At 62.4% G+C, this 20,020-nt stretch carries 18 protein-coding genes and 1 riboswitch; of the genes, 8 read left to right on the forward strand and 10 right to left on the reverse strand.

The genetic code is table 11. The annotated features are described in order from the left end of the window. Positions 1-2 precede the first annotated feature (2 nt). Positions 3-1,211, reverse strand: a complete 1,209-nt coding sequence (gene metZ, locus HYPGJ_RS02620) for an O-succinylhomoserine sulfhydrylase (protein ID WP_046845703.1) — start codon at positions 1,209-1,211, stop codon at positions 3-5. 72 nt (positions 1,212-1,283) lie between these two features. Continuing rightward, a riboswitch (SAM riboswitch) is annotated at positions 1,284-1,362 on the reverse strand. 101 nt (positions 1,363-1,463) lie between these two features. Between metZ and HYPGJ_RS02625 the strand changes: the two genes are divergently transcribed. Further along, positions 1,464-2,588, forward strand: coding sequence for a 2'-deoxycytidine 5'-triphosphate deaminase (locus tag HYPGJ_RS02625; RefSeq protein ID WP_046845704.1), 1,125 nt, complete (start codon positions 1,464-1,466; stop codon positions 2,586-2,588). 165 nt (positions 2,589-2,753) lie between these two features. Here the strand turns inward: HYPGJ_RS02625 and HYPGJ_RS02630 are convergent, their stop codons facing one another. Continuing rightward, the gene (locus HYPGJ_RS02630) at positions 2,754-3,107 is read right to left on the reverse strand and encodes a DUF1428 family protein (RefSeq protein ID WP_046845705.1); all 354 of its coding nucleotides are present in this window, start codon (positions 3,105-3,107) and stop codon (positions 2,754-2,756) included. A gap of 119 nt (positions 3,108-3,226) precedes the next feature. Then, the gene (locus tag HYPGJ_RS19285) at positions 3,227-3,505 is read right to left on the reverse strand and encodes a hypothetical protein (RefSeq protein ID WP_200185652.1); all 279 of its coding nucleotides are present in this window, start codon (positions 3,503-3,505) and stop codon (positions 3,227-3,229) included. 268 nt (positions 3,506-3,773) lie between these two features. Here HYPGJ_RS19285 and HYPGJ_RS02640 point away from each other — a divergent pair, with 268 nt between their 5' ends. Continuing rightward, a complete protein-coding gene (locus tag HYPGJ_RS02640) occupies positions 3,774-4,097 on the forward strand; it encodes an HU family DNA-binding protein (RefSeq protein WP_046845706.1) in 324 nt (107 codons plus the stop codon). 129 nt (positions 4,098-4,226) lie between these two features. Here the strand turns inward: HYPGJ_RS02640 and dapE are convergent, their stop codons facing one another. From dapE to dapD, 3 genes are read right to left on the reverse strand one after another with little or no spacing between them, the layout of a single operon-like run. Further along, complete coding sequence (dapE, locus tag HYPGJ_RS02645; protein ID WP_046845707.1) at positions 4,227-5,399, reverse strand: succinyl-diaminopimelate desuccinylase; 1,173 nt, start codon at positions 5,397-5,399, stop codon at positions 4,227-4,229. Then, positions 5,396-6,151, reverse strand: a complete 756-nt coding sequence (locus HYPGJ_RS02650) for a hypothetical protein (protein WP_052750767.1) — start codon at positions 6,149-6,151, stop codon at positions 5,396-5,398. The genes dapE and HYPGJ_RS02650 overlap by 4 nt, the downstream gene beginning before the upstream one ends. A gap of 2 nt (positions 6,152-6,153) precedes the next feature. After that, positions 6,154-7,008 carry a 2,3,4,5-tetrahydropyridine-2,6-dicarboxylate N-succinyltransferase gene (gene dapD, locus HYPGJ_RS02655; protein WP_046845708.1) on the reverse strand — a complete coding sequence of 285 codons (855 nt, stop codon included), beginning with the start codon at positions 7,006-7,008 and terminating at the stop codon, positions 6,154-6,156. Positions 7,009-7,275: 267 nt separating this feature from the next. Here dapD and HYPGJ_RS02660 point away from each other — a divergent pair, with 267 nt between their 5' ends. Further along, positions 7,276-7,530, forward strand: a complete 255-nt coding sequence (locus HYPGJ_RS02660; protein ID WP_013214079.1) for a hypothetical protein — start codon at positions 7,276-7,278, stop codon at positions 7,528-7,530. Between the two features lie 117 nt (positions 7,531-7,647). On the opposite strand, the gene HYPGJ_RS02665 is transcribed toward HYPGJ_RS02660, so the two are convergent. Beyond that, positions 7,648-8,295 carry a TlpA family protein disulfide reductase gene (locus HYPGJ_RS02665; protein ID WP_046845709.1) on the reverse strand — a complete coding sequence of 216 codons (648 nt, stop codon included), beginning with the start codon at positions 8,293-8,295 and terminating at the stop codon, positions 7,648-7,650. Positions 8,296-8,332: 37 nt separating this feature from the next. Here HYPGJ_RS02665 and argH point away from each other — a divergent pair, with 37 nt between their 5' ends. The 5 genes from argH (at position 8,333) to HYPGJ_RS02690 (ending at position 15,503) form a co-directional block, all read left to right on the forward strand. Continuing rightward, complete coding sequence (gene argH / locus HYPGJ_RS02670; RefSeq protein WP_083984000.1) at positions 8,333-9,742, forward strand: argininosuccinate lyase; 1,410 nt, start codon at positions 8,333-8,335, stop codon at positions 9,740-9,742. A 57-nt stretch (positions 9,743-9,799) separates the two neighbouring features. After that, complete coding sequence (locus tag HYPGJ_RS02675; protein WP_013214082.1) at positions 9,800-10,021, forward strand: lipoprotein; 222 nt, start codon at positions 9,800-9,802, stop codon at positions 10,019-10,021. 136 nt (positions 10,022-10,157) lie between these two features. Next, the gene (gene lysA, locus HYPGJ_RS02680) at positions 10,158-11,429 is read left to right on the forward strand and encodes a diaminopimelate decarboxylase (RefSeq protein ID WP_046845710.1); all 1,272 of its coding nucleotides are present in this window, start codon (positions 10,158-10,160) and stop codon (positions 11,427-11,429) included. A gap of 228 nt (positions 11,430-11,657) precedes the next feature. Beyond that, complete coding sequence (locus HYPGJ_RS02685) at positions 11,658-14,348, forward strand: TIGR02302 family protein (RefSeq protein WP_046845711.1); 2,691 nt, start codon at positions 11,658-11,660, stop codon at positions 14,346-14,348. Between the two features lie 198 nt (positions 14,349-14,546). Beyond that, on the forward strand, positions 14,547-15,503 hold the full coding sequence (locus HYPGJ_RS02690) for a LysR substrate-binding domain-containing protein (protein WP_046845712.1): 957 nt from the start codon (positions 14,547-14,549) through the stop codon (positions 15,501-15,503). A gap of 17 nt (positions 15,504-15,520) precedes the next feature. Here the strand turns inward: HYPGJ_RS02690 and HYPGJ_RS02695 are convergent, their stop codons facing one another. From HYPGJ_RS02695 to pbpC, 3 genes are all read right to left on the reverse strand, one after another. Continuing rightward, positions 15,521-16,465, reverse strand: a complete 945-nt coding sequence (locus HYPGJ_RS02695) for a hypothetical protein (protein ID WP_046845713.1) — start codon at positions 16,463-16,465, stop codon at positions 15,521-15,523. A gap of 72 nt (positions 16,466-16,537) precedes the next feature. Then, positions 16,538-17,629, reverse strand: coding sequence for a poly(3-hydroxybutyrate) depolymerase (locus tag HYPGJ_RS02700; RefSeq protein ID WP_052750768.1), 1,092 nt, complete (start codon positions 17,627-17,629; stop codon positions 16,538-16,540). 78 nt (positions 17,630-17,707) lie between these two features. Beyond that, the gene (pbpC, locus tag HYPGJ_RS02705) at positions 17,708-19,777 is read right to left on the reverse strand and encodes a penicillin-binding protein 1C (protein ID WP_244465983.1); all 2,070 of its coding nucleotides are present in this window, start codon (positions 19,775-19,777) and stop codon (positions 17,708-17,710) included. Positions 19,778-20,020 lie beyond the last annotated feature (243 nt).

Genomic DNA, 20,020 nt, shown 5'->3' on the forward strand with positions numbered 1-20,020 from the left:
CATCAGCCCTTGGCCGCCTTGACTGCGTTCGTCAGATCGTCGGCTAAATCTTCGGCAGCTTCAAGTCCGACCGATAACCGGATCATGCCATCGCTAATGCCCAATTCGTCGCGCTGGGCCGGGGTGAGCTTGAAATGCGTCGTCGTCGCCGGGTGCGTGATGATGCTTTTCGCGTCGCCGAGGTTATTCGAAAGGATAATGAGGCGAAGCGCGTTAAGGCAGCGGAAGGCGCCGCTTTTGCCGCCAGCAACCTCAAACGCGATCATCTGGCCGCCGCCCGGCATCTGGCGCGCGGCAAGCTCAGCTTGCGGATGATCGGCGCGGCCCGGATAGATGACGTTCGTCACCCCGTCGAGGCCGGCCAGAAGGTCGGCGAGCTTGGCGGCCGTAGCGCACGCCGCACGAATGCGGACGGGCATCGTTTCCAGGCTCTTGAGCAGCACCCAAGCATTGAAGGGTGCTATCGACGGCCCAGTCTGGCGCAGCCATTCCTGCACATATTTCGTGATGAATTCGGTTTTTCCGAGAACTGCGCCGCCGAGGCAGCGGCCCTGGCCGTCGATGTGCTTGGTCGCGGAATAGACGACGACATCGGCCCCGAGCGCGAGCGGCCGCTGCAGCAGCGGCGTCGCGAAGACGTTGTCGACTACGGAAATGATGCCTTTTTCGCGGGCGATCTTGCAGACGCCTTCGATGTCGACGAGCTCGAGGTTCGGATTGGAGGGAGTCTCGAAGAAGAACAGCTTGGTGTTCGGGCGGATCGCCTCGCGCCAGGCGTTCAAGTCCTTGCCGTCGACCAGCGTCGAGGAAACGCCGAGACGTGCACAGATCGTTTCGATGACGTTGCGACACGAGCCGAACATCGCGCGCGCCGCGACAATATGGTCGCCGGATCGGACATAGGAGAGGATCGCGGCGGTAACGGCCGCCATGCCCGTCGCGGTGGCGAGGCATTCCTCGGCGCCTTCGAAGATCTTCAGGCGATCCTCGAACATCGCCGTCGTCGGATTGCCGAAGCGCGTATACTGAAAGCCCGGGTCTTCCTGCTTGAAGCGGGCTTCGGCCTGCTCGGCCGAGTTATAGACGAAGCCCTGGGTCAGATAGAGCGCTTCCGCCGTTTCGTTCCATTGCGACCGTGTGATGCCGCCATGCACGAGTGCCGTCTCGGGCCGCCAATTGCGCCCGGCAGACTGCTCTTCTTCTTTTGCCATCGGACTTCAGCCTTTCGCGCCAACAAAAAACCCGGTCCACGGGCGCCGGTCGTCGAAGCCGGGCGCGGGAAACCGGGAGCGCACACGGCCTCTTTAGCGACTTGTTTAACGTGGCTGCAAGCCGGCCGGCCAAAGGACCACGGAACGTCTCGGGGATTAACTCCGGTGCCTCTTGGCGTCAAGGGGCGGCTGGCTTAGGGATCGACGTTAGCGTTAGTGGGCCCGCAACAGGGCTGAAAGGCGAAGGACGAGATGGCCAAAGCAGAGAGGATCATTGCGGCGTCGAAGCGGCGCGATGCGGCTCACGGCATCGTTCCTTCGCAAGGCATCACGGAGATGATTGCGGCAGGCCAGATCGTGATCGCCGAGCCGGTCGCGGAAACGCAGGTCCAGCCCGCGAGCCTCGATCTCCGGCTTGGGCCGGTTGCATACCGGGTGCGGGCGAGCTTTCTTCCGAAGCCCGGCGGGCGCGTGCAGACGAAGCTCGACGATCTCGCGCTGCATACGATCAGTCTGAGCCAGGGCGCCGTGCTCGAAACGGGCTGTGTCTATATCGTGCCGCTGCTCGAAAGCCTGGAACTGCCGCAGGATGTCGAAGCCTCCGCCAATCCGAAAAGTTCGACGGGCCGGCTCGATGTGTTCACGCGCGTCATCGCCGACGGCGTCGGCGCGTTCGATCAGGTCCCGCACGGCTATCATGGGCCGCTGTTCGCGGAGATCTGTCCGCAGACGTTTCCGATCGTCGTCAGGAAGGGATCGCGGCTTTCACAAATTCGCTTTCGCGTCGGCACGGCCGCCGACAGCGATGTCGATCTGAAAGAACTCCACAAGCGCGAGCGTCTGATTTCAACCGAGGATGCGGATATCTCGGGCGGCATCGCGCTGTCGGTCGATCTCGCGGGTGATGCGCGGGGGCTTATCGGATTCCGCGCGCGCCGCCATACCGGCGTCGTCGATGTCGATAAACCGGGCGCTTATCCGGTCGAGGATTATTGGGATCCGATCTACGTTCGCGACAAGCATCGCCTGATCCTCGATCCCGATCAGTTCTATATTCTCGCGTCGAAGGAAGCCGTGCATGTGCCGCCGACGCATGCCGCCGAAATGGTGCCGTTCAATCCGCTGGTCGGCGAGTTTCGCGTGCATTATGCGGGGTTCATGGATCCTGGGTTCGGTCATGCTCCGGCGGGCGGTGGCGGATCGCGCGTCGTGCTCGAGGTGCGTTCGCATAAAGTGCCGTTCATTCTCGAAGACGGGCAGATTATCGGGCGGCTGATCTATGAGCGCATGATCGAGACGCCCGAAATGATTTACGGCCAGGGTCTCAAGTCGAACTATCAGGGCCAGGGCCTGAAGCTGTCGAAGCATTTCAAGTAGTTTTTAATTGGCGCTGGCGACTCCGCTTCGCGGAGCCGGCCGCCAGCGCCGTTGCGTTAGGCTCGTCGAAGACGACAATATTTTTTGTGCCTTCGGCGCATTTTATGCTGGATCCCCGGCCTTCGACGCGGCTTCGCCTCGCTCGGCCGAGGATGACGGGATACGTCACATCTCCACGATCGTTTTGAAGCCGCCGTAGATCATGCGCTTTGCGTCGAACGGCATTTCCGACATGTCTTTAGACAGGCGTGGATCGGCAAACACTTTTTGCAGGATGGCATCGCGATCGGCGCGGGATTTGTAGATGATCCATGAAAAGGCGACGACTTCGCCGTCTTTCAATTTCACCGCGCGCGGAAACGATGTGAGCTTGCCGACCGGTACGTCGTCGCCAATGCACTCGACGTATTCCAGCGCGCCATGCTCGAGCCAGATCTTGCCCGCCTTCTTCGCCAGCTTCTTGTAATCGGCGAGGCGGCTCTCCGGCACTGCAACGACAAATCCATCGACGTAGGCCATTTCCTCATCTCCGTGTCAGGGTTGCAGTCATTTGCTTCGACACCCATGACATCGGGTGCCGCGCTGTTCCCGCTCGTTCGCTGAGGATTTTGACGTTTTGAAGGGCCGGGCGAGCCGCGCTAGCGCTTCTTGGGCTTCTCGCTTGCCTTCAATATGGCGGTGATGACGTCTGGAAAGCGCTTTTCGATTTCGGCGCAGCGGAGCGCGTTGACCACTTCGCCGCTGCGGTCAAAGCCGTCGCTTCGGGCGTCTTCAACACCGATATCGCGGCGGCTTTCGTGAGCAATCCGAGGGGTATCGCTCGCCCTTGGCAAACACGCGTCGAAGCGCATCGGGCAGCCTTCGGACATTGCCGACGTCGTGAGCTTCCTCGCTGCGGCACGGTCCAGTTTGGTCACCGGGCAGGTCGTCGAAGCCTCGGGTGGCAGCGTGCCGACCTTCTCGTTTCCTCCCTTTCCGCCCGCATCCGGAATGCAAATGACGCTGAAACTTTCGGGTTTCCGCGCACTTTTTTTGCATCGGCCATGAAACTGCCGCTTGCTTTCCGGCAACAAATGCTGCTCATTTCGCGCGCTTCATTCGAAAAACGCCCGTAAACAGCGTGTTTTTGGACTTTGAAGATGTATTGTTCGACATCGAATTGATTCGCAAATGAGAGGGATTACCATGGCGAAGGCTCCGGCGAAGGCCCCGGCAAAGGCAACTGCAAAGATCGAAACCGTTACGTTGAAGCATATCGCGGCGGCTCTCGCCGAGGCTCACGAGATCCCGAAGAAGCAGTCGATCGCGCTGCTGGAAGACCTGGTCACCACCATCGGTAAGCACCTGAAGAAGGGCGCGCGCATCCGCATCGGCGGTCTCGGCGTGCTGCAGGTTCGCAAGCGTCCGGCGCGCATGGGCCGCAACCCGGCGACGGGCGAAGCCATCAAGATCAAGGCTTCGAAGAAGATCGCCTTCCGCGCCGCGAAGGAACTCAAAGAACTGGTCTAACGCCTGTTCAAAACGGGTGGGATTGAAAAAGGTCGCCGATCAGGCGGCCTTTTTTGTTGGCGCTGGATTTTGTTTGGCGCTGGCGACTCCGCTTCGCGGAGCCGGCCGCCAGCGCCCAGCGCCGAACTGTTATTCAGTACGGAAATAATTCGTGATGAAGCGGCCATAGATCTCGGTCAGCTGTTCGAGATCGGCGATGCTGGTGTGCTCATCGACTTGGTGGATTGTGGCGTTGACCAGACCAAATTCGACGACCGGACAAATGTCTTTGATGAAGCGGGCGTCCGACGTGCCGCCTCCGGTCGTCAGCTTTGGAATGCGGCCGGTCACGGATTGAACGGCGTCTGTCAGCGTGGAAACGAGAGGACCGGGCTTCGTCAGGAAGACGTCGCCGGTGCCTGAGAAGCTGACTTCATACTTCGCTCCGACTTCGGCCGCTGCGTGTGCGAGTTTGTCGCGAACCCAGGCTTCGATCGTCGGACGGCGCCAGAGATCGTTATAGCGGATGTTGATCTTGGCGACGGCTTGGCCGGGGATGACATTGGTCGCGGTATTCGGCACCGAGATGACCGTGACTTGCAGGTTCGACGGCTGGAAGTCCGGCGTGCCGTCGTCGAGCTTTGCCGTCGACAAGCGGTCAATAAGGCGTGCGAGCTTCGGCACGGGATTGTCGGCGATCTGCGGATAGGCGGAATGTCCCTGCTTGCCGTGAACGACGATCTCGGCGTTGACGGAGCCCCGCCGGCCGATGCGGATCTCATCGCCCAAAGCCTTCGGGTTCGACGGTTCGCCGACGAGGCAGGCGTCGACGACTTCGTCCCGCGACTTCAGCCAATCCAGGATTTTCATCGTGCCGTTGATCGAGGGGCCTTCTTCGTCACCCGTAATCAGGAATGACAGCGAACCGCGCGGCAGGCCGTTATGATGATGAATGTATTTCAGGGCCGCGGAAACGAAAGCTGCCACGCAGCCCTTCATGTCGACGGCGCCGCGTCCGTAGACCTTGCCGTCGCGGATGTCGCCGGAGAACGGCGGGACCGTCCAGACCTTTTCATCGCCGACGGGCACGACGTCGGTGTGGCCCGCGAAGGATAGATGCGGCCGGCCCGAGCCGAGGCGTGCATACAGGTTATCGACGTCGGGCGTGCCGGGTTCCGAAAACACCAGCCGGTGACAGGTGAAGCCTGCCGGCTCCAGCACGTTCTGCAGCAGCGTTAGCGCGCCCCCTTCGTCGGGCGTCACGCTTTCGCAGCGAATAAGGGCCTGCGTCAGGGTCACGGGGTCGGTGGGATTGAGCGTCATGACGAAGCGGAGGTCCTCTGGCTCTGCTCGATCGTCGGCAGCGGGACATCGCGGCCGTCGAGCGTTTCGATGATGGTGATCTTCTGCCAGATTTTGCTGGAGAGGTCGGAGGTCAGGCGCTCGATGTCGCCGACGGTATCGACGACGACGGAGTCGCTCAGACGTTCAGCATAGAGCGCGGCGCACTTTGCCGTGAGCGAAAGCATTTCCGAGCAGTAGTCGAGATAGCGCATGAGTTCGAACAGCGACATCTTGCGATCGCCGCTCTTGCCGCCGACCGTCGGAGGGCGATCGGAGCTTGGGTCTTTCGACAGCTGGTGCATGTCGATGACGTGGACGATGGAGCGCAGTTCGTGCAGCGCCGTCAGCGCGCGGGCGCGCTTCCAGCGCGTTTCGAGCGTCGAGATGAAGAACGCGCCGCCGCCGAGAAGCACCAGAAGATTGAACAGCGCGTCGAGACCTTGAACGGTCTCGGACCATTCGTCGGTGCCTTTCAGTGCTGCCGCCTGTGACCCGAGATAAACGAGGATCAGAAGCGAGGAGCCTGACATCGCCAGCAGAAGCAGACGCAGCGTCCAGTTCGGACGATCAACATACGTGATGCGCTGCGACGTCTGCTTGGCGACGCCGGCAAGATCGGAGCAAACCCGCGATAGTCCCGACCCCGGAAAGCGCGACGCGATGCGCTCTTCGAGCCTTTCGATGGTCTCCACAATTTTTGTGGGATCGAGCGCTCGATAGGTCAGGGGCACGATCAGTCTCGCAACAGCTCGTTGATGCTCGTTTTCGAGCGCGTCTTCTCATCGACGCGCTTGACGATGACGGCGCAGTAGAGGTTCGGTCCAGGTTCGCCGTTGGGCAGCGGCTTGCCCGCCATCGAGCCCGAGACGACGACCGAGTACGGCGGCACCTTGCCGAAGAATTTCTCGCCCGTGGTGCGGTCGATGATCGTGGTCGAAGCGCCGAGATAGACGCCCATCGACAGCACGGAGCCTTCGCCTACCTGAACACCTTCGGCGACTTCGGCGCGGGCGCCGATGAAGCAGTTGTCCTCGATGATGACCGGGCCTGCCTGCAGCGGTTCCAGAACGCCGCCGATGCCGGCGCCGCCCGAGATATGACAGTTCTTGCCGATCTGCGCGCAGCTTCCGACCGTCGCCCAGGTGTCGACCATCGTGCCGCTGTCGACGTAGGCGCCGAGGTTCACGAACGAAGGAAGCAGGACGGCGCCGGGAGCGATGTAGGCCGAGCGGCGGACGATGGCTCCGGGGAGCACGCGGAAGCCGCCCTTGCGGAAGTCGGCTTCGGTCCATCCGGCGAACTTCGGCGGCACCTTATCCCAGTAGAAGCTGCCTGCCGGGCCGCCCGAGATCGTTTCCATGTCGTTGAGACGGAACGACAGCAGGACCGCTTTCTTCAGCCATTGGTTGACCGTCCAGGCGCCATCTTTCTTTTCGGCGACGCGCGCCGCGCCAGTGTCGAGAAGGCCGAGGGACGTTTCGACGGCGTCGCGGACCTCGCCTTTGGTTTCAAACGAAACGGCATCGCGGTTGTCCCACGCGCTCTCGATGGTCTTCTGCAGATCGCGAAGGGTATCAGCGGCGGCCATTTCGATCTTATCTCCGTCATTGTCGTCAGTTTAAAAATGCCGATGGGCCTTGTCGCCTCTTGGCGCAAACCTGTCAATTCGAGCTTGATCGCGGATATTGAAGGACATGGGTGGCGGCTCGGGCGGGCGTGGAGCGCTCGCGCCCTCATGCCAAAGAAATCGCATGCTTTCGGGCGTGCCAGTAATTCCTTGACGAAAGCGAATCTGACATGTTGCCGCCTCGTCGGACCGCCGTTTCGCGGCCCTCGCAACAAGGAAACGACGTCCATGGCGAAAGCAGAAACCACTAGCAAGAGAGTATCTTCGGCGGCTTCGAAGGTTCTTCGCAGCAAATCCGCATCGAAGGCCGAGAAGGCGGTTGCCGCTTCGGCGCTGACTCAGTCCAGGAACCCGAAGGAAACGACGGGCAAGAAGGTCGCGTCGGCTGCCTCCAAAATCCTGCGCAGCAAGACGGCCAGCAAGCAAGCGAAGTCGGTTGCGGCTTCCGCGCTGACGCAGAAGGTCAAAGCGAAAAAGAAGTAATTCGTCGCCAAGGACGTTATCCCGGCGAAGGCCGGGATCCGTCCAGGTTCGATCTCTGCGTAAATCCTGATGTTGGGATAGATCCCCGCCTGCGCGGGGATGACGTTTGTGGGCGGGCTAGTTCATCGCTGCCTGGATGAGCTTTTTGGCGTCGTCGGAATCCCACTCGGCCGAGCCGGCGAGCCGTCCGACTTCAAGCCCATCCTTGTTGATCAGGATCGTCGTCGGCATGCCGAGGAGCTTCAGCTCCATGCCCTGCTTGGCGGTCGGATCGGCGTAAAGCACGACCTTGTCGGCCTTCAGATCGTCGAGGAACTTGCGCGAGGCCTCGTAGCCTTTGCGGTCGAGGCTCAGCGCGACGACTTCGAATTTGTCGCCCCCGAGTTCAGCCTGCAGGCGGTTCAGAGCCGGCATTTCCTCGCGGCACGGGCCGCACCACGTCGCCCAGAGGTTCAGCAGGATTGTTTTGCCCTTGAGGCTCGAGAGCGTCAGTTCCTTGCCTGCGGCATCCTGGAATTTGATGTCCGGCAGCGGCTCCGGCGTCTTCTTGGCGACGAAGGCTGCCATTTTTCCGAACTTGAATGACGATTCACCCGATGCGCCGACGCTCGGGGCAGAGAAATCCTGGGCAACGGCGCCGGATTTTTCTGAACCTGCGTTGTCGAACCCGCCTCCGATAACGTATACGGCGCCGAACCCGATGAGCGCTGTCAGCGCCACGATCCAAAGAGCCTTCTGCAGCCCAACCGCGTTGTTCGTTGCCATCTGGGACCCTTGTTTCTCTCGCTAAACGGAGCCGCTCGTGACCGATAAGCCCGCCAACGCCATGTGGGGTGGCCGTTTCCAAATGTCTCCGGCCGAGATCATGCAGGAGATAAATGCCTCCATCGGCTTCGACAAGCGACTCGCGCCGCAGGACATTCGCGGCTCAAAGGCGCACGCACAAATGCTTGCGGAAGCCGGTATTTTAACGAAATCCGACGCGAAGGAGATCGTCAAAGGGCTTGACCAGGTCCAGGCGGAGATCGACGCCGGGACGTTCGAGTTCTCGGTGGCGCTGGAAGACGTTCACATGAACGTCGAGAACCGGCTCAAAACCTTGATCGGAGCGGCCGCCGGGCGGCTGCATACGGCGCGCTCGCGCAACGATCAGGTGGCGACCGATTTCCGGCTTTATGTGCGCGATGCGATCGATGGGATCGACGCGGCTCTGGAGCGCGTACAGCAGGCGCTGGCGGAAAAAGCCGAAGCGCATGCCGCGACCGTCATGCCGGGGTTCACGCATCTGCAACCGGCGCAACCCGTCACGTTCGGACATCATCTGCTCGCCTACGTGGAAATGATCGCGCGCGACCGGGGCCGCTTCGCGGACGCCCGCAAGCGGCTGAACGAGAGCCCGCTGGGCTCGGCGGCGCTCGCCGGGACGTCGTTCCCCATCGATCGGAAGAGAACCGCGGAAGCGCTGGGCTTTGACCGCCCGATGGCGAATTCGCTCGATGGCGTGTCGGACCGCGATTTCGCGCTTGAAACGCTGGCGGCGGCGACGATTACGGCCATTCATTTCTCGCGGCTCGCGGAAGAGATCGTCATCTGGATGACGCCGCAGTTCGGCTTCGTGAAGCTGTCTGATCGGTTCACGACCGGTTCGTCGATCATGCCGCAAAAACGTAACCCGGACGCGGCCGAGCTGGCGCGCGCGAAGGTGGGGCGGATCGCGGCGGCATTCCAGGGGCTCGCGATGGTCATGAAGGGCCTGCCGCTCGCCTACTCGAAGGACATGCAGGAAGACAAGGAAACGACGTTCGACGCGCTGGCGAGCCTCAGGCTCGTGATGGCGGCGATGGCGGGCATGATCGGCGATCTGGAGCCGGTGCCGGAGGCCATGCGCGCTGCCGCAGGACGCGGGTATTCGACGGCCACCGATCTCGCCGACTGGCTCGTCCGGGAACTCAAGATGCCGTTCCGGGACGCGCATCACGTCACCGGCTCGATCGTGAAGGCGGCGGAAACGAAGGGTCTCGACCTCGACAAGTTGCCGCTGGCCGATATGCAGGCCATCGAGCCCAAGATCACGAAGGCCGTCTTTTCGGTGCTTTCGGTCGAAAACTCGGTCAAGAGCCGAACCAGCTATGGGGGAACTGCGCCACAGAACGTCCTCAAAATGGCGCGTCACTGGCTGCGGCGGTTGGAAAAGGACCGCGCGAAGGGCTAGAACAGGCTGGCAGATTGCCCGCTTTTCCGGGCCGTGGGGTTTTGGAGACACGCACGTATGGCAGCGCTTTTGCGCCTCAAGTCGCTGGTGGCCGTGGCCCTGCTGTGCGCGGTGGGGTTCGGCTTCGCGGGCTGTGGCGTTAAGGGACCGCTTGAGCCGCCGCCCGAGGCCAAGGTCGCGGGCGAAGCGAAGTCTCCGGATGCGCGCGATCCAGGCTCCAATTCGGATGCGCCGAAGAAGCCGCATGAGGGCTTCGTTCTCGATCCGCTGCTGCGCTAGAGCTTTTCCGGAAGCACTCCAGCCTTCGACAACCAGAATTTGAAATTCCAGCCGCGACACAGACGATAAGTCTGGACGGGCCACTGCGGTGCGGGCATGACGATTGGAAAATTCCAACCGTAAGCTGATCAGCCCCATGCACCACTTCCACTACAAGAACGGCATTCTGCATGCCGAGGACGTCAGCCTCGCGCGCATTGCGGACGAGGTCGGGACGCCGTTCTATGTCTATTCGACGGCGACGCTCGAACGTCATTACAAAGTGCTGGCTGAGGCGTTCCGCGATCAGAAGGCGCTGATCTGCTTCGCGGTCAAAGCCAATTCCAATCAGGCGGTGCTGGCGACGATGGCGCGGCTGGGCGCGGGCATGGACGTCGTCTCGGAGGGCGAGCTTCGGCGCGCGCGGACGGCAGGCGTTCCCGCCTCGAAGATCATTTTCGCAGGCGTCGGCAAAACGCGTGGCGAGATGGCGTATGCGCTGGAGGAAGGCATTCTCGGCTTCAATGTCGAGAGTGAGCCGGAGCTTCTGGCGCTGAGCGAAGTTGCGACGGCGCTCGGCAAGACGGCGTCGATCGCGATCCGCGTCAATCCGGATGTCGATGCGAAAACGCATGCGAAGATTTCAACCGGCAAGGCCGAAAACAAGTTCGGCGTGCCGTTCGAGGATGCGCGCGAACTTTATGCGCGGGCGGCGAAGCTGCCGGGCCTCAAGATTTCCGGCATTCACATGCACATCGGCAGCCAGATCACCGATCTTGCGCCGTTCCGCGATGCCTTCGCGCTGTTGCACGATCTGGCGCGCGATCTGATCGCAGATGGTATTCGCCTTGAGCATCTCGATATCGGCGGCGGGCTCGGCGTGCCGTATCGCGGCGCCAACGACATCCCGCCGACGCCGGATGAATATGCGGCCGTCGTCAAAGCCGCGCTGGGCGATCTCGGTTTGAAGATCGTGCTGGAGCCGGGCCGCATGATCGTCGGCAACGCGGGTCTGCTCGTGACGCGCGTCACCTACGTGAAGGAAGGCGAGGACAAGACGTTCACCATCGTCGATGCGGCGATGAATGATCTCATCCGGCCGACGCTCTATGAAGCCTATCACGAGATCTGGCCGGTCGCGGAGCAGCGCAACGATATGGCTCCGGTGCAGCAGGACGTCGTCGGACCGGTATGCGAGACGGGTGATTTTCTCGCCGAGGATCGAGCGCTGCCGCCGTCGGAACCGGGCGATCTTCTGGCGGTGATGACGGCGGGCGCTTACGGGGCGGTGATGTCGTCGACTTACAACACGCGCTTGCTGGTTCCGGAAGTGCTGGTCAGCGGCGATCGTTATGCGGTCGTCCGGCCGCGCCCGAGCTACGACGATCTCATCGGCGCGGATAAGCTGCCGCCGTGGATCGCGGGTTGATTGAACTCGCGCTTTCGCTCCGTTGCGCCAGCCGCGCTCGGTTCCATTTCCCATTCCGTCATGGCCGCGAAGGCGGACTTGACGTTGGTGGGATAGCGGCTGCTGGGACAGACCGGAATTCGGCAACAATTGCGCCCGATAATCGTTGAAGTTACGGGCGTTTCGCCGGGCGGCGACGTTGCATTTTGTTAAGGGACGGGGCGTTTTGCCCATGTTAGGCTAGACCTAATGGCTGACCCTCACACCACGGATCAGAGTTCCGCGCTGTCGCGGTCTTTTGCGCGCAAAGTTCGCCTCAGCACGTTCGCTCTGGTGTTCGAGCGGCTGTGGCCGCGACTATGGCTGCTGATCGGCATCGCGCTGTTGTTTGCGCTGGTGTCGTTCGCGGGCGTCTGGCCTTATCTCGATCCTTTCGTCCATAAGGCGTTGCTCGCGGCGTTCGCGACGGCGGCGCTTGCGGCCGCGATCTATGCCGCGCGCATTCCGTGGCCGACGCGCGATGAAGCAATCCGGCGCATCGAGCGGCGTTCCGGAATTCCGCATCGTCCGGCTACGTCTTACGAAGACACGCTTTCGTCCGGCACCTCGAATGCTGAAACGTCGGCGCTTTGGCAGGCGCATCGCGAGCGCTTGGCGCGCGCAATCGCGCGGCTGCGCGTCGGCAATCCGCGGCCGCGGACGGATCGTTTCGATCCGTGGGCCTTGCGCGGGCTTGCGATGCTGCTGCTGATTCCGGCTGCGCTTTTGGTGACGGGAAGTCTTGGTGACCGGCTCGCGTCGGCGTTTCGCTTCGGCGTCGCGGGCCCTGGTACGCCGACGCGCGTCGATGCCTGGGTCACGCCGCCGCCCTATACGGCGCTGCCGCCGGTTTTGCTGTCCGACGGTTCGCAGCAGGCATCTGCCGACGATGAAAATAAGAAGCGCTTTTTCGAGGTTCCCGATCACAGCCTGCTGACGCTGCGCGGCGTCGGCTTTGGTTCGGACGGGGTGGCGCTCGAGGTGTTAAGCGACGGTTCGCCCGATGTGACGCGCGTGACGCCCGAACCGCGCAAGGCGGGTGATACGTCGAGCGTTGCGGAAGTGCGCTACGAGCTTCGCAAGTCGTCTCGCATTCGAGCGCTGTCCGGCTCGCGCGAGCTTGGACAATGGACGTTCGACGTCATCGTCGACGAGCCGCCGACGATCGCGATGACGAAAGAGATCACCGGCACGCCGCGCGGGTCGATGCGGATGACGTATGCCGCGGAAGACGATTACGGCGTCGCCAGCGCGGAAGTAAAAGTCCAGCCATTGCCGCCGAAGGCCGGCGATCCGGCGACGTCGTGGGCACGGCCGCCGCCGCTCACCGGGCCGCGATTGCCGCTCGAGCCGCCGCCGGTCCTGAGCCTCAAGATTCCGCGACCGGGCGCGAAGAAAGTTGAATCATCCACGCTGCTCGAAATCGGCGAGCATCCGTGGGCCGGGCAGCGCGTGCGGCTGTGGCTGCAAGCAACCGATGTCGGCGGTCAGGTCGGACGCAGCAAGCCGATCGAAATCGTGCTGCCTGCGCGGCGTTTCAAGAATCCGCTGGCGCGGGCGTTGATCGAGCAGCGCCGGAAGCTGGCGGAGGACTCGCGCAACCGGTCGACCGTCGCCCGAGCTCTCGATGCGCTGACGATGGAGCCTGAAGGCTTCATCACGGATACGTCCGTGTATCTGGGATTGCGCGCGATCTATCATCGGCTCGATCGCGAGATGTCGCGCGAGACGTTGAAGGAGTCGGTCGACGAACTCTGGCAGATCGCGCTCAAGGTCGAGGACGGCAATCTTTCGCAGGCCGAGCGTGCGCTTAAAGATGCGCAGGATCAGCTTTCGAATGCGCTGCAGAAGGGCGACGACAAGGAAATTCAGGACGCGCTCGCGGAGCTGAAAAAGCGGCTCAACGATTATCTCAACGAGATGCAGAAAAACGCGGATAAGGAAAATCCGCAGGGCGACCAGCAGCAAGACGATCAGATGCAGGAGCTGGGCCAGCAAGATCTCGATCAGATGATGAAGGACCTCGAGAAAAACGCGCGCCAGGGGTCGCGCGAAGAGGCCGAGCGCATGCTGTCGGAATTGCGCGAGCTGATGGACCGTCTGCAGGCGAACAATACGCCGGAGTCGCGGGCGCAGCAGCAGCGCACGCAGCAGATGATGAAGAAGCTCAACGAACTCGATAATCTTGCGCGCCGGCAGCAAGAACTCATGGACGATACGTTCAAGGAGCAGCGGCGCCGGGAAGGCGGTCAGCAGCCCGAGGGCGGTTCGCAGGACGATCCTAACGGGCAAGGCTCGCCGAAAGCAGGAAAAGGCCAGCAAGGCCGGACGCCGCAAGGCGGACAAAGCGGTATGGACCCCGGTCGCCAAGGCGGCGGCGAGCAGGGCGAAGGCCAGCAGGGCAGAGACGGAAACAACGTCGGGCGGCAGCAGCGCGGCAAGGGCGGCTTGCAGGACCGGCAGGCGCAGTTACGCGAGCAGCTCGACCAATTGAAGAAAGAGTTGGAGCAAATGGGCTCCGGCGATCCGGATAAGCTCGGTAATGCGCAGAAGTCGATGGGTAACGCCGAAGACGCGCTGAAGCAAAACGATCTCGACGAGGCAGGCAATCAGCAGGCGGAAGCGCTGCAGCAGATGCGCGAGAGTGCACAGCAGATGGCCGAGCAGATGCAGAAGAATGCGCAGCAGCGGCTCGGGCGCGGCGGTAATTCTCCGCGCGATCCGCTCGGGCGGCCGCAACGCGCGCAGGGGCCTGATCTCGGAACGTCGGTCAAAGTGCCGGATGCCATCGACGCGCAGCGGGCGCGCGAAATTCTGGAAGAGCTGCGCAAGCGGTCGGGCGACAGCCTTCGTCCACAGGACGAGCTTGATTACATCGACCGGCTGCTGAAGCGGTTCTGATCTCGCTTGAGGTCATTTGCGATCGTCGCGCCGGTTGCGCGAGTGAAAAATCAAACTCTCGATCGCTTCGATCAGGTGGTTGATCACGCGCATCATTTGCTGGCTCCTTCCTGAAAAGCCAGAGAATGGTGTGTCCGCAGAACGGTTTAGACAAACGGCATTGCTTTACATGACCTGTTAGTTTTTGTTACATCAGGCATGGTTCGTAAACTGCCTCCTCTCAATGCCTTGAAGGCGTTCGAGGCCGCCGCCCGGCTTTCGAGCTTTTCGCGCGCGGCCGGCGAACTGAATGTCACGCATGCCGCCATCAGCCGGCACGTGCGTTCGCTCGAAGAAGAATTTCGGACGCCGCTGTTCGAGCGCACGGGGCGCGGCGTTGAGTTGACGGAGGCGGGCCTGTCTCTGGCGCAAAGCCTGACGAAAAGCTTCGATCTCATTGCGGCAGCGTCGAGTCAGTTCGCGCGGCCGTCCCGTCGCCGCCGGCGCTTGGTCGTCACATCGGACGTCTCGTTCGCGGCGTTGTGGCTGGCGCCGAGGATTGCCAAGTTCACGTCGCTTCATCCGGGCATCGATCTTGTGGTCGACCCGAGTCATCGGCTCGTTGATTTCGGCAAGGAGGATGTCGATCTCGGTGTTCGTTACGGATTCGGCGAATGGGAGGGCGTCGACGCGCGCAAGCTTGTCGAGTCGCAGCTGATGTTGGTGTGCAGTCCGGCGTACCTGCGCGCGCATCCGCTGTCGGCGGCAAGCGATCTCGATCCGAGCCTGCTCATTCGCGAGACCGCGAAGGAATGCTGGGAGGCTTGGCTTACGGCTGCGGGTATCATTGAAACGATCGTTCCCTCGGGGCCGACGCTCAACGGCGATCTGGCGATCGCGGCGGCTGAAGCTGGGCAAGGTTTCGCAATCGCCGACCAGATTCAGGCAGGGGACGCATTGCGTGCGAAACGGATTGTCTCTCCGCTCGACGTCGTCGCATCGCGCGCGAGCTACTATCTGGTGCGGCGCGCGGGTGCGAGAAAGTTGGAGGCCGCCGAGGTTTTCGAGACGTGGGTTCGCGACGAACTCCACTCGTCCGCGGAGGCTCTAGCGCGATTGCGGACCATTGTTCCAGCGAAGAAGAGCCGGGCGGCCTCTTCGCGGCGAGCGAAATAGTTTGCGATGTTGAAGGCTTATTGCGTCGCCGTTTTCGGAACGAAGCGCACGAGGAAGCCGCCGATCACCTGATGGCTGATGAGCTTCGAGCCTGCCCAACCGTTCGGCGGTTCTTCACCGCTCCACCAGCGTGAGAATTGCCGCCACATGTCGATCGGGAACCAGGTGCCGTCGCGGCCCGTGAGAGGTCCCCAGTAATCGGCTGCCGTGAATTTGTACTCGATGAAGATCGAGCCGGTGCGGAGACGGAATTCGAGGCCGAACAGCGCCTGCGCGCAGGGGCCCGTGTACTGATATTCGTACGTGCGTTTTTCGTCCGTCTTCAGGTGGATTTCGGAGTGCGGAAACGACATGCCCGCGCCGACGCCTGCATAGGGAGAAATGACGCCGAGCGACGGCAGACGCAGCAGGCCGTTCAACGTCAGCATGTTGTGGCCGTGTGTCCATTCGAGCTTGTTGAAATAGTCACCGATCTTTGCCGAGGCGGGCGCGGGCTTGCCGTCGAGCGTTCCTTCGAACGCGCGTTCGCCCTCTTTCATCGGCGCGTAGACTTTGGAGTGGGTGAAGTCGAGCATCGTGCCGAGGCGGCCGCCTTCGAACCAGCGCTGAAAGCGGACGCCGTAGTACAGCGGGTTTTCGAATGGGTTCGTGTACCAGGGAATGTCTTTGATCGTGAGATCGGTGACGCCGGTCTTCTTGAGGTGGAAATCACTCGGGTAATGATAGGGCGCGCCGAGATAAGCGCCGAAATCGGATTCGCGTCCAGGATTGTGCGCGGTAGATGCGGGCGCGGCTGATGCGGCGGCCGGTGCAGCATCGCGATCGTCGGGAAGCGCGGCGGCGGCAACGAGCAATCCCATCGTCGCGGTGGTGACGGCGATCTGGATTGTTCTCGGCAGGCTCGGAAGCGTGCCGGTTCGGCGCGGCCATAGCGGCGCCAGCAAAGCCTCGCGCATCAGCATAGCGTGTCTCCCCGTATGCGGTCGCCGGCGTGCGGCTTTGAATGTCGTGCCATTCCCTCTGGCCGGATGGCTTTACGCGCCCCCGCCGCCCGCTTGCAAGCCATCGAGCATCCGGTTCACTGCGGCAATCTGCGGCGCATCACGGGTCAAATACTGTGGTCCGGTATATCCCCACCAGTCCCAGCAGCCCTGCGGATTGATCGGCGACGCGGCGACCTGCGGGAACAATACGATCAGCCGATTTGTGTCGGCCCACCGCGCGAAGCCGGATTCGGTGATGAAGGCGTTGCCGACGGTTTCGCGATTTTGCGCGCATCCGTGAAAGGCGATATGCACGCGGCAGCCGGATTTTTCGCGGCACGCCTTCGGAACGTAGACGACGCCAGTTTCGGCGAGGCCGCTGCCGCTCATATCGTTGGCGGCGAAGGGGCGCTGATCGAAGTCGATGAAGTCGCCCGTTGCAGCTTCGGTGCGCGGCTGCAGATCGCCGTACATCTGCTTCAGCAATGCGCCCGCCTGATCGTAAGCGCAATTGACGACATACGGCTTGGCGGAGACATCGCAGGCGTTGCCTTCATTGTCGGTGACGAAGGCGTGGCCAGCGGGATAACTTGAGACGAGTTCGATGTTCGCCGCGGGAACGCCGAGCTTGGCGTAGAACTCGGCGGCGTGCTTGACGATTGACGGAACGACGGTGCGGTCGGACGTACCGGTGAAAAGATAGAGACGGTCGCGCGTGACGTCGGCGATCGGATCGATCTCGCCCTTGGCGGCACGCGCTTCAGCTTTCGCTGCGAGTTCGGCGGGATCGGCAACGCCCCAGATCTCGAGCAGATCGAGCATGCAGCCGTTGACGGCTTTGCTGAGATTGAGGAACGCCGTTCCGGTCCCCGGGAGCGTGTTCGCGAAAATGCTTTCGGAACAGCCGTAGGGGCCGCCCGCGATAATGGCCGCGCCGACAACACGCTTGGCGTGCGCCATCTGGAATTGTCCGGCCATGTAGGCGCCGGATGAGATGCCCGACACCGTCGTTTCGTTGACGTTGGCGCCGAGTGCTGGAAGCGAGGATGTTTGCTCATGCGGAGCTTCGCGGCAGCCCGCCAGCGTCAGCATCATCGCAAGGAATAAAAGATTCCGTGTCGCAATTCGCATCGTGTCGATCATCGATGACAGGTGTCCGAACAATAAGAGACGAAGCGGAAGCTAGCGCGCCGGACGCGTTCCCGCTACGTCTTCGAACGGCTATCTTAATCTGATCGACGCGCGGTCGGTGCGGCCTTTGGCGTCGATCACCGTCAGCTTTGCGAAGCCGGCAGTTCCCGGCTGCCACGTCGCCTCACGCGAATGGGGATTAGACTCTATCGGAGTTCCGTCGATGAGCCAGGTCAATGGCAGCGCGCCCCCGTCGGCTTTCAGGATCAACGGATCACCGCCGAGTTCCGCGCCTTCGATTTCAGACTGATCGGGCGGGAAAGAAATAAGCACGGGCGGTTCGAGAAAGCGGCCGCTCGCGGGATCGTCTCCCGGATCGCGCCAGCGTTTCAACGGCGCGGGAAGATCGGCGTTCGTGCCCGTGATGGCGTTGGCGGGCATCGACTGCAATGGGGCGCGCTTTTCGGAAATGCGTGCGAAGGCGTCGAACAGGATCGGCGCAGCGGCGGTGCGTCCGAGGATTCCGGGTACGCTCGAGTTGTCCGGCTTTCCGACCCAGGCAGCGACAACGTATTTGCCGTCATAGCCGATGGCCCAAGCGTCGCGGTATCCATAGGAGGTGCCGGTCTTGTAAGCGAAGCGTCCGCCCTTGGCGTTCGGCGGCGGTGGCGCATCTTTCAAAATGTCGGTGACGTACCACGCAGCGAGCGGCGACATCAGGCGATGGGCGTTGACCAGCGGCTTGACGCGCGTCGCGGCAAGTGTTCGGCCGCGCTCGTCGAGGCGGTGAACCAGCGCGATGCTGTCGCCGCCGCGCGCGAGGCTGGCATAAAGCTGCGTCATTTCTTCGAGCGTCAGGCCGGTTCCGCCGAGCGCCATCGCGAGTGTTGGTTCTGATTTGTCGGGGAAGCGCGCATCGACGCCCGCGCGGCGAAATCGGCCGACGAGCTTTCCGGGTCCGACGCGGGCGAGCACGCGAACGGCCGGAATATTCAGCGATTGTTCGAGGGCTTCGCGGATCGACACGGTGCCGTGGAAATTCTCGTCGAAGTTTTTCGGCGCATAGGTTCCAAAGCGCGTCGCGCGGTCGTCGATCAATGTTTCGGGATGGGCGAGACCGGCTTCGAACGCGAGGCCGTAGATGAAGGGTTTCAGCGTCGAGCCCGGCGAGCGGACGGCGGTCGCCATATCGACGGCGCCCTGGCGTCCGGTGTCCATGTATCCGGCCGAGCCGACTTGGGCGAGGATTTCGCCGGTCTGGTGATCGGCGACGACGATGGCGGCTGAAACCTTATCGCCGATGAGACGTGCCTGTTCGGTCGCAAGCTTTTCGAGGCTCGCCTGCAGCGGTCGATCGAGCGTCAGCTTGATGATGTCGTCTTTCGGATGCGTCGCGACCTGGGTTTCGGTCAGATGCGGCGCGAGCATCGGGAAGGCGTAGCGCGCTTTCACGACGCGTTCGGTCTTGGCTCGCGCGGCATCGGCGGCGGTGATGACGTGCGCGGCGACGGCGCGGTCGAGAACGCGATTGCGGGCGCGGCGCGCGGCTTCGGGGTTGCGATCGAGACGGCGCTGCTCGGGCGATTGCGGCAGCGCGACGAGCAACGCGGCTTCGCCGAGCGAGAGCCTGCGTGGTTCTTTGCCGAAGTAAGCGAGCGAGGCCGCGCGTACGCCTTCGAGGTTGCCGCCGAAGGGCGCGAGGCGGAGATAAAGCTTGAGGATTTCGGTTTTCGAGAGCTTGCGTTCGAGATTGATCGCGCGCGCCATCTGGCGCAGCTTGCCGCTCGCGGTGCGCTCGTGCTTGCCGTCGAGCAAGCGTGAGACCTGCATCGTCAGCGTCGAGCCGCCGGAGACGAGGCGGCCGTGACGCAGCAATTGTCCGACGGCGCGCAGCACGGCTTTCGGGTCGACGCCGTGGTGGCTGTAGAAGCGCTTGTCCTCGAACGCGAACAGCATCTTGAGATAATGTTGATCGACGTCCTTCGGATCGATCGGCAGACGCCAGTTGCCGGCCGTTGTCGTGAAGGCGCGCAGCAGACGCTCGTCGCGATCGACGACGGTGACCGATGTTGCCTTGGCTTCGTCAAGTAGCAGCGGCCCGGCGTCGGCGAAGGCTTTGACGTAGAGGCCGTAGGTGGTGGCGGCGCCGGTTAACGCCACTAGCAGTGTTGCAAGCCCCAGCCGTCGCCATGGCGTGAAACTTCTCCCCTCCCCTTGACGGGGAGGGGCCGGGGGTGGGGTGTCGGTCGAGCGTGCATTGGCGGAAGGATGAGATGTGTGGCTTCCCCCCACCCCTAACCCCTCCCCGCGTTGGGGGAGGGGAATCTCTGAGTATTCCTCGGAGAGTGGTTCAGGAGGGTCTGTGTCCCTTCTCCCTTTTCCTGTTTGCGATGAGAGGGTCGA

This window comes from Hyphomicrobium sp. GJ21 (assembly GCF_001006785.1).
Classification (GTDB): Bacteria; Pseudomonadota; Alphaproteobacteria; order Rhizobiales; family Hyphomicrobiaceae; genus Hyphomicrobium_B.